At 59.9% G+C, this 11116-nt stretch carries 9 protein-coding genes and 5 tRNA genes; 7 read left to right on the forward strand and 7 right to left on the reverse strand.

Going from position 1 to position 11116, the window contains the following annotated elements; all coding sequences use genetic code 11:
• Window positions 1-76: 76 nt before the first annotated feature.
• The 6 genes from HMPREF2681_RS08790 to HMPREF2681_RS08815 all read right to left on the reverse strand — a co-directional run bounded on the left by HMPREF2681_RS08790 (window position 77) and on the right by HMPREF2681_RS08815 (window position 1897).
• On the reverse strand, window positions 77-358 hold the full coding sequence (locus HMPREF2681_RS08790; protein ID WP_042388192.1) for a GNAT family N-acetyltransferase: 282 nt from the start codon (window positions 356-358) through the stop codon (window positions 77-79).
• A 107-nt stretch (window positions 359-465) separates the two neighbouring features.
• Entirely contained in the window at window positions 466-921 is a 456-nt protein-coding gene (locus HMPREF2681_RS08795; protein WP_038626465.1) for a hypothetical protein, read from the reverse strand.
• 158 nt (window positions 922-1079) lie between these two features.
• Window positions 1080-1152, reverse strand: a tRNA-Phe gene (locus HMPREF2681_RS08800).
• 19 nt (window positions 1153-1171) lie between these two features.
• Window positions 1172-1248: transfer RNA gene (locus HMPREF2681_RS08805), tRNA-Asp, on the reverse strand.
• Between the two features lie 485 nt (window positions 1249-1733).
• Window positions 1734-1807: transfer RNA gene (locus HMPREF2681_RS08810), tRNA-Asp, on the reverse strand.
• A gap of 14 nt (window positions 1808-1821) precedes the next feature.
• Window positions 1822-1897 (reverse strand) — tRNA-Glu (locus HMPREF2681_RS08815).
• A 200-nt stretch (window positions 1898-2097) separates the two neighbouring features.
• On the opposite strand from HMPREF2681_RS08815, the gene HMPREF2681_RS08820 reads away from it, so the two are divergent.
• The gene (locus tag HMPREF2681_RS08820) at window positions 2098-2628 is read left to right on the forward strand and encodes an NUDIX hydrolase (RefSeq protein WP_016421372.1); all 531 of its coding nucleotides are present in this window, start codon (window positions 2098-2100) and stop codon (window positions 2626-2628) included.
• Between the two features lie 75 nt (window positions 2629-2703).
• On the opposite strand, the gene HMPREF2681_RS08825 is transcribed toward HMPREF2681_RS08820, so the two are convergent.
• Window positions 2704-2776 (reverse strand) — tRNA-Lys (locus HMPREF2681_RS08825).
• Between the two features lie 216 nt (window positions 2777-2992).
• On the opposite strand from HMPREF2681_RS08825, the gene HMPREF2681_RS08830 reads away from it, so the two are divergent.
• The 6 genes from HMPREF2681_RS08830 (at window position 2993) to phoU (ending at window position 11052) form a co-directional block, all read left to right on the forward strand.
• Entirely contained in the window at window positions 2993-4582 is a 1590-nt protein-coding gene (locus tag HMPREF2681_RS08830; protein ID WP_070546856.1) for a cytochrome ubiquinol oxidase subunit I, read from the forward strand.
• Between the two features lie 19 nt (window positions 4583-4601).
• Window positions 4602-5618: a cytochrome d ubiquinol oxidase subunit II gene (gene cydB / locus HMPREF2681_RS08835; RefSeq protein WP_049190244.1), complete on the forward strand. Its 1017-nt coding sequence runs from the start codon at window positions 4602-4604 to the stop codon at window positions 5616-5618.
• A gap of 29 nt (window positions 5619-5647) precedes the next feature.
• On the forward strand, window positions 5648-7198 hold the full coding sequence (locus HMPREF2681_RS08840) for an ABC transporter ATP-binding protein/permease (RefSeq protein ID WP_083301608.1): 1551 nt from the start codon (window positions 5648-5650) through the stop codon (window positions 7196-7198).
• Window positions 7195-8934: a thiol reductant ABC exporter subunit CydC gene (cydC, locus tag HMPREF2681_RS08845; protein WP_070546859.1), complete on the forward strand. Its 1740-nt coding sequence runs from the start codon at window positions 7195-7197 to the stop codon at window positions 8932-8934. The genes HMPREF2681_RS08840 and cydC overlap by 4 nt, the downstream gene beginning before the upstream one ends.
• 132 nt (window positions 8935-9066) lie before the next feature.
• Entirely contained in the window at window positions 9067-10224 is a 1158-nt protein-coding gene (gene dusB, locus HMPREF2681_RS08850; RefSeq protein ID WP_070429732.1) for a tRNA dihydrouridine synthase DusB, read from the forward strand.
• A 90-nt stretch (window positions 10225-10314) separates the two neighbouring features.
• Window positions 10315-11052, forward strand: coding sequence for a phosphate signaling complex protein PhoU (gene phoU / locus HMPREF2681_RS08855; protein ID WP_080969597.1), 738 nt, complete (start codon window positions 10315-10317; stop codon window positions 11050-11052).
• Window positions 11053-11116: the final 64 nt, after the last annotated feature.

Raw genomic sequence — 11116 nt, forward strand, 5'->3', positions numbered from 1 at the left:
AAAGTCAGACACACTTTTTGCTACTTAACCCTGAGCAGCCGGTCGGTTTCTTTATGCGTTCTTTGCCCTTCAGCCACTAGTCAGCCAGTAGATCCTGGTATTCCGGGTTTTTCTCGACGAAGTTGGCAACAGCGGAGCAGCTGGTGCGAATCTTGCGGTTGTTCTTCCGAACATCATCCAGCGCGCCTGCGATAAGCGGCTTGGACAGACCCTGTCCACGGAATTTGCCATCTACTACCGTGTGGTCAAAATCCAGGGCACCTTCCACCGGGGTGTAAGCGGCAAAGCCGGCCTCTTCTCCCTCTACGGTGAGAACGTAGCGCTGACCGGCCTCATCATGCGAAATAGTGTGTGCCATTTTCGGAATCACTTCCCTCTCGTGGTTGTGAAGCGTCGTCATTGCAAACGACTCTTAGGATGTAACCCAGATAACAGCTCGCGCTTCGGATTAATTCCGAATCCTGGCTAATTCTGCACTAGCGGAGGTTCGCCCGGGTGCTCGTCGGCACGCCCGACAGCGACACGGCACGGGACATCGCCCTTCGCGACCTTAGCCGCAGCCTCACCTTCTGCCCACCCCGGGCTGACGGCCTCAGCGAGCGGGCCTGCCAAATCCGCCATTTCGCAGTGAGAAAGCCCCGGAGCCACCACACTGATGCGATAACGCTTCCGATCCCCCGGATCCATACCTGGGTTGGCCTCCGCCCACAAATCAGCGAGCGAAGAGGTGCGCCCCACATCGGGCATGACATCCTCGTAGACGTTGACTTCCTGATCCGGAATCAGTTCCGCGAGCACCCCACGAACCTTCTCAGCAGCCGATTGGCTGCCCTCAGCATCCGTGTAGACGAAGATGCGCACGACCCACGGCAGCGTCTTATCGTGGGACAGCGTTCCTGCTGAGGCGAATTCCTTACTCATGCACAGCATCCTATCCGCTAGGGTGTGTACGCGGTTTAATTTCCCCCACTTTAAGGTTTTCGCACGGCTCAATGCACTTTGCTTTACGACGATCCCCGCGACAAACACCTGGTAAAAACAAAGAATCCCCAGTCCGTTTCCGGACTGGGGATTAATTGTGGCCAGAAGCGGGATCGAACCGCTGACCTTCCACTTTTCAGGCGGACGCTCTACCGACTGAGCTATCTGGCCAGACTTGAAATTAATCAAGTGGCGACCCTGACGGGACTTGAACCCGCGACCTCCGCCGTGACAGGGCGGCGCGCTAACCAACTGCGCCACAGGGCCTTAAATGCCGTGCTCAGCTTTCTGGATTACCAGCGCTGCGCACGAGTTGTTACTCTACAGAACAGCGCTGAACATAAGCAAATCGCCAGTTCATGGCAGATATTGTAAGTTGAAAACTGACATCTGGACCCCGGGGCTCGGGACAACCTAGACTGTGGCAAAAGCTCTCCCCACCAAACCCGGGTAAAGCCCCCCCCCTCTCCCCCAGTGACACCGATGCGAGTTACTGACTACGTTTATGACTGGCGGCGTTGGGGCGATGCAAGTTACTGACTACGTTTATGACAAAAATAGCCCGAAAAATGGCCTGAAAGTGTCATAAACTCATACAGTTTCACATTTGCAGCCCGTAGTTTTTGGCTTCTCACCAGTCACCATCTTGAGAATCAGACACACTTTTTGTCCATTACCCACGCCGACGCCCAGGGCACCACTAACCAAAAGCAAAAAACGCCAGCTCCAACCGGAACTGGCGTTTAGAATTGCGACCCTGACGGGACTTGAACCCGCGACCTCCGCCGTGACAGGGCGGCGCGCTAACCAACTGCGCCACAGGGCCATCATGATTTTTAGTGGTACTCCCAACGGGATTCGAACCCGTGTTGCCGCCGTGAAAGGGCGGAGTCCTAGGCCTCTAGACGATGGGAGCCCGACTTAACGCTGCAAAGAGTTGGCCACTCAATGGCATATTCCGCGTACATCTGCAGTGTATGAACATTGCAATTGCGCGCGCTCTTGGCAACGTAAAGAACTATAGAGGATAAGTACCCTTTTCCCAAAATCCACGGTTGAACTGGAGTTTCTTACTATTTCCGCGGACGCTACTAGTACTCAGATAAGCTCGCAATTATGGCAATTCCGGATTTCATTGTTCAGCTCCGCGAAAAAGTGGGCCACGCTCCGCTCTGGCTCCCCGGTGTCACGGCTATCGTCATTCGCGATGTTCCGCCGAATGCACCGATGTACGCCTTGCCCGAGGTCTTGCTGGTTCGTCGCTCCGATAATGGTGAATGGACCCCAGTCACCGGAATTATCGACCCGGACGAGCAGCCTCACGACGCCGCCGTGCGAGAGGTAAAGGAAGAAACGGGACTCGATGTCACAGTTGAGGCCCTGCTTGGAACTGGCGCCGTTGGCCCTATCGAACACCTCAACGGCGATGTTGCCTCATATCTGGATATCTCCATGCGCTGCAGTGTTGTTGGCGACGACGTCCCCTATGTCGCTGATGATGAATCCACTGATGTCGGATGGTTCCAGATCTCACAGATGCCACCGATGAAGCCACGCTTCCGCTTGATAGTCGCCGATGCAGTGGCGCAGCTCAAGCACCCGGCGGGCTTCAAGCCACGGATGGGCTACCACAAGCGGGAGAAGTAGGTTCCACAGAGGGCAAATACAGGCAAGATACGACAAAACCCCAGGCCGTTGATGACCTGGGGTTTTTCGTGCTTGTGGGCCCTGCGGGGCTCGAACCCGCGACCTGCGGATTAAAAGTCCGTAGCTCTACCAGCTGAGCTAAAGGCCCGCGCAACAAAATAGCCTAGCAATTACGCGCTTGTTTTTAATAATTGCCCTCCGGAGTTTTGCCCTGCCCGCGTCGATAAGTTCACACCTCGGAACTTTTTACCCCTCCTGTCCGACTGAATTAATAAGCAGGAATACTGCGGGCACTTGATGCAGGCTTCGACAAATCCGACGAAGTACACGCATCGTTTATGTCTACTTTTTCAGTCGAGGAAACATGGATGTCGTCGATATATCTCGTTGGCAATTTGGCATAACCACCGTCTACCACTTCATTTTTGTCCCACTGACAATTGGTCTAGCTCCGCTCGTCGCGCTCATGCAGACACTGTGGGCCACGACGAAAAATGACCTTTGGTACCGAGCGACGCGGCTTTTCGGCACCATCTTCATCATTAACTTCGCCATGGGCGTGGCTACGGGTATCGTCCAAGAATTCCAGTTCGGTATGAACTGGTCGGAGTACTCCCGCATGATTGGTGATGTCTTCGGCGGCCCGCTGGCTCTTGAAGGACTCATCGCGTTCTTCCTGGAATCCACTTTCCTGGGACTGTGGATTTTCGGCTGGGGGCGTATTCCCACCTGGATGCACACGCTCTCGATTTGGATTGTCGCTATTGCAGTGAATATCTCGGCGTATTTCATCATCGTCGCCAATTCGTTCATGCAGCATCCTGTAGGCGCGGTCTACAACCCGGAAACCGGCCGCGCAGAGCTTACAGACTTTGGCGCACTGTTGACCAACTCCACTGCCTTGGCAGCTTTCCCGCATGCCGTGGCCAGCTCTTTCCTTACCGCCGGCACGCTCGTTGTCGGCGTCAGTGGCTGGTGGCTGGTTCAGAGCCGCCTCGGTGGCCAGAGCAATACTGTTCACGAACGGACGTTTCACAAGTCCATGAAGGTCGGGCTCTGGACAACTGTGCTCAGCTCGCTGGCGGTGTTTATCACCGGCGATATCCAGGCCAAGCTTATGTTCGAGCAGCAGCCGATGAAGATGGCATCGGCCGAGTCCCTGTGCCACACGCAGACAGATCCAATGTTCTCGATTCTGACCGTCGGTACGCACAACAATTGCGACTCGGTGCTGCATCTCATCGAGGTGCCATGGGTGCTGCCATTCCTGGCCGAGGGCAAGTTCAGTGGCGTCACGCTCCAGGGCGTGCAGGACCTGCAAGAAAAAGCTGAGGCGGTCTTCGGCCCAGGCAATTACTCTCCGAATCTGTTCGTCACATACTGGTCTTTCCGCGCCATGATTGGGCTCATGGTCGGTTCTCTGGCTATCGCGTTTTTCGCTTGGCTATTTACTCGCAAGGGGCGCGTGCCGACGGGCAAGCGAGCCCGCATTTTCGCCGCTTGCAGTATCCTCGCGATTCCGTTCCCGTTCTTGGCCAGCAGCGCTGGCTGGATCTTTACGGAGATGGGCCGTCAGCCCTGGATTGTGCACCCGAACCCGGATCACGCGGGCGACCCGCTCACCGAGCTGATTCGCATGACCGTCGATATGGGTGTGTCCGACCACGCACCGGCCACGGTGATTATCACCCTGGTGGGCTTTACCCTGCTCTACCTGATTTTGGCAGTGGTGTGGTTCTGGTTGATTCGCCGCGCAGTTATTGCCGGACCTCCGACCGAATCCGCTGAGGCAATCAACGCCATCGGCAATGACCCCGAGCACGCTGGCCCATCGTCCCCAATCGCTACCGATCTGGGCGCGATCATCTCGTCTCCGGTTCGATTCAACAAGGTCCATGCCCAGTCCGCTGCCAGCCCCGACTCCGAAGTCTCCGCGACTGAGGACACAAAGTAGATAAGGATGTATCTCTGACATGTTCGGATTAGATCTTCCCGTTTTGTGGTTTATCCTGATCGCGTTCCTCTTCGCTGGCTACTTCCTGCTCGAGGGCTTTGACTTCGGCGTCGGAATGCTGCTGCCGTTCGTTGGCCGCGATGAACCGCGTCGTAAAGCGATGCTCGGAACTATCGGGCCGGTATGGGACGGCAACGAAGTGTGGCTAATTACCGCTGGCGGCGCGCTCTTCGCGGCATTTCCGGAATGGTATGCGTCCATGTTTTCCGGCTTCTACCTGCCGCTCTTCCTGATTCTGGTGGCGTTGATTGTCCGTATTGTCGGGCTGGAATGGCGCTTCAAAGTCAACGATGAGCGCTGGCGCGCCTGGTGCGACCGCGCAATCATCTTCGGCTCCTGGTTGCCGCCGATTCTGTGGGGCGTAGCGGTCGCGAACCTGGTGCGTGGTGTCCCGCTGAATGCCGACAAGAACTTGGACTCCGGCTTTAGTACCCTGCTCGGGTTGCTGAACCCGTACGCCCTGGTCGGCGGGATTGCGTTTGCGGCTGTGTTCGCTCTTCACGCAGTTACGTTCCTGCGGCTGAAGACCGCCGGCAAGCTACGCGACGAGGTCGGCAACGCCGCTCGAATTCCGGCACTGTCGGCGCTGATATTTGGCGGCGTGTTCCTCATCTGGACACAGCTGGGCTACGGAAAGACCTGGCTGTGGGCTGTTGTCGTCATCGCCGTCGCGGGGTTGGTCATTGCCATCTCCGCAACCGTAGGCAACCGCGATGGCATCGCTTTTTCCGCAACCGCGGTCACCGTAGTCGCCGTCACCACCGTTGTCTTCGGCGCCATGTACCCGTATCTGATGCCGACGACGCTTGCCGACGGCGTTTCCCTCGATATCTGGAATTCCGCCTCTAACCCTTACACGCTGAAAATCATGACCTGGACCGCGCTGGTGATTACCCCACTGGTGATTGCCTACCAGGCGTGGACATACTGGGTATTCCGCAAGCGGTTGATGGCTGAACGTAAGGTCTCGCAGTAGACCGTCCGTTGGAGGTTAGTTTCTAAAAAGTGGCACCTGTCGATCCGAAACTATTCAAGCTGTCGGCCCCAGCCTGGCGTTGGGTCATTTTCGCGGGCGCACTGACCGCCGCGAGCACAGGTGCCACAATCGCGTTGGGGCTGGCGATCGGCACTATTACGGCGCAGGTTCTGGGTGAGGCAACTCCTAATTGGGCATTATTCGCGCTGATAGCCACGGCCGCTGTACTCGTTCGGGTGGCCTGCTCCTACGCGCTCGTGCGTTTCGGCCAATCTGCGGGTGCACGCGTGGCCACAGACCTGCGCAGCCGGGCACTGCGAGCCCTGGCTCTGCGCGATCCTCGCACTGTCGACACCGCGCACTGGCGCGCATTGCTTTCGGTCGGGCTCGATGGTGTGGCCGTCTACGTGGCGGAATTCCTCCCCGCACTGGTGGCCGCAGCGCTGGCTACCCCGATGGCACTGGTCGCAGTCGCATGGTTGGACCTCCCATCGGTTGCCATCGCGGTTGTCACGCTGCCACTCATTCCACTGTTCATGTGGCTGGTAGGTCGCCTCACTGAGGGCCGCACAGAACGCCGTCTGGCCGACATCGGCACGGTGCGTGGTCAGATTCTCGACCTGGTCATCGGCCTGCCAACGCTCAAAGCGCACAACATGGCCGACACCCCCAGCGAGGAAATCAAGCGCCTGTCGACCCGCCACCGGAAATCCACCATGGAGGTCCTGCGCATCGCTTTCCTATCCGCGTCGGTCCTGGAATTCCTCACCACCCTGTCAATCGCCCTCATCGCCGTCGGCATCGGTTTCCGACTTCTGGGAGGCCACATGACGCTGGCAACCGGCCTGGCAGTGCTCATCATCGCCCCAGAAATCTATGGCCCGGTGCGCCAGGTTGGCCAGAAATTCCACGCCGCCCAGGACGGTGTGGTCGCTGCCACCGAAGTCACGGAACTGTTAGACAAGGACGCTGGCCAGACTCCAAACTCCACAGACACCACCTCTGAAACTGTGGAAGAGGTGGCCGAAGGAACGTCGTCAAGCAGTGTCCACAGCGCCCCCACGGTCGTGTTCGAACGCCTTTCCGCGCCGGGGCGAGACGGCGTGCGGCCAAGTGAATTAAGCGCCATCGCGCAGCCAGGCACAGTGACGGTGCTGGCGGGGCCGAACGGCGTGGGCAAGACGACAGCGCTGCTTGCGGTCGCCGGCATCGTGCACGAGGGGTTGGAAGGCTCCGTAACTATTCGCGACGGCCAGCGCATTCTCCGTGACCAGGATCTGCTGCGGCGCATCGCGTGGCTGCCCCAGCGCCCAGTGTTGGACGCAGCGACGGTGGGAGACAATTCGCGGCGCTCGCTCGGGCAACGTCAGCGGGAGGCGCTTCGGCGCGAGCTTGCCGACGACACCCGCGACCTCGTCCTCCTCGATGAACCGACAGCTCACCTGGATGCCGACAGTGCGCAGTCCGTGATTAGGCTCCTGCACGCACGTGCCCGGCGCGGAGCCACAGTGATTGCCACCAGCCATGATCCGCTGTTGATTGCGGCCGCCGACGGCGTGGTGGAGGTGCAGTCGCGATGACTACTCTGCAAGCGCTTCGTCGCCTGGTGAAACCCCGCGACCTGGTTTGGCCGGTGTTGGCGGGCACCATCACGCTGCTGTCCGCGCTGAGTCTGACCGTGGTGTCGGCGTGGCTGATTACGCGTTCTTGGCAGATGCCACCGCTGATGGACATCACCTTGGCGGTGACGTCTGTGCGCGCGCTGGGTATTTCGCGAGCTGCGTTTCGATACCTCGACCGGTTGGTCTCCCACGATGTGGCGTTGCGCACCGCCGAGCGCTCGCGCGTGAAGCTATGGGAGCATTTCGTGGCCGACCGTACGCTGGCGCTGCGTGAGCGTTCCGATATTGTCACAGCGCTTGGGGCGAATATTGACGCACTTGCCGATGCCGTCGTGCGATCAATAGTGCCCGCATTGGTGGCGCTGATGACCTCTCTCATCGCCGTCATTTTTGTGGCTCTACTCTCGCCTGCCGCTGCGGTTCTCCTGGCGGTGGGACTGCTTCTGGCCGGCGGTGTTGCTCCTTACCTGACGTATCGCACCACTGCGCGCTCAAGTCAGCGTCGCGCGGCCGCGCTTCAGTCGCATGCCGCTGCCGTCGAAGCGCTGCTTTCCGACGCCGCCGGCCTGCGTATCCACGGCCAGTTGGATGAGGCAGTCTCTGCCGCGTCATCCTCCAGCAAAACGGTTGCGGCCATCGATGACGCCGCAGGTCGAGCAAATGCCCGCGCCTCCGCACTGAGCACCGCGGCTAGCGTGTTGACCGCTGTCCTGACCGTGGTCGTAGCGTCGTGGTTAGTGACGGATTCGGCCGGGGGCGCTGGCGGCGGTTTGCTGCACTCTCCCGAGTGGCTGACGGTTCTGGTTCTGGTGCCGCTGGCGGCTTTTGAGTCGGTTGGTCCGCTGCCAGCTGCTGCGCAAACACTGGCGCAATCGAGGGAAGCCTTGCTGACGCTCGCGTCAAGTGCGAGTGAATCAGGGGAAGCGGATGCCATGCGCTCAGCCCCAGTCCCCACAGCGCCAATCCACACGTCCCCGCTCGCTCAGAACCACCTGACGGTTCGGCCAACGCTGCAGCTAGAAGACTTGATAGTGGGCTATCCCGACGACAACAGTTCGAATACTGCGGAAGAGCCCGCTGCCCAGCCAGCTCAACTGCCGATGCAAAACTTCGAGGTCACCTTCGGCGACTACCGGGAGATCACGGCGCCGTCGGGAAGCGGAAAGACGACGCTGCTGAAAACAATCGCCGGACTAATCCCGCCGATTGCGGGCACGGTGACCATCGCTGACGGAGACGGACGCGAGCTGTGGCGCAGTGCGGCAAGTGCCGGCGAGCCCCACGAAAACACGGAGCAGTGCGACTTGGTGCGTTTTATCGCCGAGGATGAGCACATCTTCGCCACGACGGTGCGGGACAACATCTCTATTGGTAACCCGCAGGTCAGCGACGATGACATTTACTCCGTGCTGGACGCCGTGGGCCTGCGCGATTGGGTCGATGCCGCACCCGACGGCCTGGACACGATTCTGGACAGCGGCGCGGACAGTCTCTCGGGTGGTCAGCGGCGCAGGCTCATTCTCACCCGTGCGCTTGTCAGCACAGCGCCAATCCTGCTTCTCGACGAACCCACCGAACACCTCGACGAAGAGTCGAACCACATCCTGGAAATTCTCCGCAATACCACCGACCTGCCCGGTGGGAGGGGTCGCCGAACGGTGATCGTCGTCAGGCATCCGCGGACGCAGCGCTAACCGGGGCGATCCGATCCGCCAGATAAAACAGATTCGAAAACGGCAGTTCAGCGTGACACAATACTGTACGTGTTAGATACCTCCTCGAGTCCGCTCAGCGCCGCCAAGCCCGCCGATGCCACGTCCGCGCACATGCACATCGGCCCCTTTGAGCTCGCTTCCCCCGTGGTACTCGCTCCGATGGCCGGTGTCACCAACGTGGCATTCCGCACGCTGTGCCGCGAGCAGGAGCTGCAGCGTACAGGCACGGTCTCGGGCCTCTATGTCTGCGAGATGGTCACCGCCCGCGCATTGGTCGAACGCAATGAAAAGACCATGCACATGACCACCTTCGCGCCCGACGAGAACCCCCGCAGCCTGCAGCTCTACACCACTGACCCGAAGTGGACCTACGAGGCCGCGAAGATGATCGTCGACGAAAACCTCGCCGACCACATCGACATGAACTTCGGTTGCCCGGTACCAAAGGTCACCCGCAAGGGCGGCGGCTCGGCGCTGCCATATAAGCGTCGCCTCTTCGGCAACATCGTCGCCGCAGCGGTCAAGGCCACGGAGGGCACGGACATCCCGGTGACCGTGAAGTTCCGCGTCGGCATCGATGACGAGCACCACACGCACCTCGACGCCGGCCGCATCGCCGCCGAGATGGGCGCCCAGGCTGTGGCTCTGCACGCCCGCACTGCAGCGCAGCGCTACTCCGGCCACGCTGACTGGTCGCAGATCGCGCGGCTGAAGGAGCACATGGTCGACTCCGGCTACAGCGATATCCCGGTGCTTGGCAACGGCGACATCTTTGCCTCCACCGATGCCCGCAAAATGCTCGACGAGACCGGCTGCGACGGTGTCGTCGTCGGTCGCGGCTGCCTTGGCCGCCCGTGGCTGTTCGCGCAGTTGTCCGCCGAGCTGCGTGGCGAAGAAGTGCCGCCGGCACCAACATTTGGTGAGGTCGCGGGGATTATCCGTCGTCACGCGGAACTGCTCGTGGAGCACGAGGGCGAGCGTAAAGGCTGCCGCGACCTGCGCAAGCACATTGCCTGGTACCTGCGGGGATACCCTGCCGGTAGTGAGGTGCGGAAGTCTCTTGCGCGCGTCGATTCGCTGGCAACGCTCGACGAGATTCTCGCACCGCTTTACGACGGCCCCAGCGCCCACGCCCGCCCGGAGGACGCCGACGGCGCCCGCGGCCGACAGGGGTCCCCTGCAAAGGTGGTCTTGCCGGAGGGCTGGCTGGACGACCCGGAGGACGACACCGTGCCTGAAGGCGCGGAGATTATGCACTCCGGTGGCTAAGCTTCGGTTCTGAGCGAGTGTTTACATAACTTTACGAGGGGTAATTGGGGGCTCCCCACTAACGCGCGACGTTGTTGAGGATTGCCTACTATGGAACGCATGCGCACTGTCTACCGAGAACAAATGGACAACTTGGCTCACAGCCTGATTGTGATGTGTGACCGAGTTGGCTCCATGCACAAGCTTGCGAACAAGGCCCTCTTCGAGGCTGATTTGGTCTCGGCTGAAACAGTTCTTTCCCAGATTGATTCTCTCGAGGACCTGCGCCAGGATGCGGAGCAGCGAGCCTTCGAGCTGTTGGCCCGCGAAGCTCCTGTGGCTGGTGATCTCCGACAGATTGTCAGTGGCCTCTACATTGTCGAGGACATCTCCCGCATGGGCGCATTGAGTGTGCATATTGCCAACGTTGCCCGGCGTCGCCACCCGAACAAGGCACTACCGGAGCCCGTGGAGGGGTTCTTCCGCGAGATGGCCTCCGTATCTGAACAGATGACGCACGAAACCCGTCAGGTGCTTATCGACTACGACGTCGACCAGGCATTGGCCTTGGATAAGACCGATGACAGCATCGATGACATTCACCAGCACCTGTTTACGCTGACCAACGACGATAATTGGCCGCACTCCCCTGCGCAGACAGTGGATGTCACTCTGCTGAGCCGCTTCTACGAGCGTTACGCGGATCACGCTGTCGAGGTTGCCGCCCGGATTATTTACCTGGCCACCGGTTACAAGCGCGATGTCTACCTGGACAAGCTCGAGGATGAGCGCGACCAGCGCAGCTTTAACCAACGCCTGCAGGCCTTGGAGCGTCACCTGCGGATGTAGGTTCGTGAAGCTGCAGGCTGTTGGGGGGGCTGTTGGGCTGCTCGGCGGGCTGGGTGTTGGGCTG

The sequence above is a fragment of the Corynebacterium sp. HMSC064H12 genome, assembly GCF_001809925.1.
Lineage (GTDB): Bacteria > Actinomycetota > Actinomycetes > Mycobacteriales > Mycobacteriaceae > Corynebacterium > Corynebacterium jeikeium_D.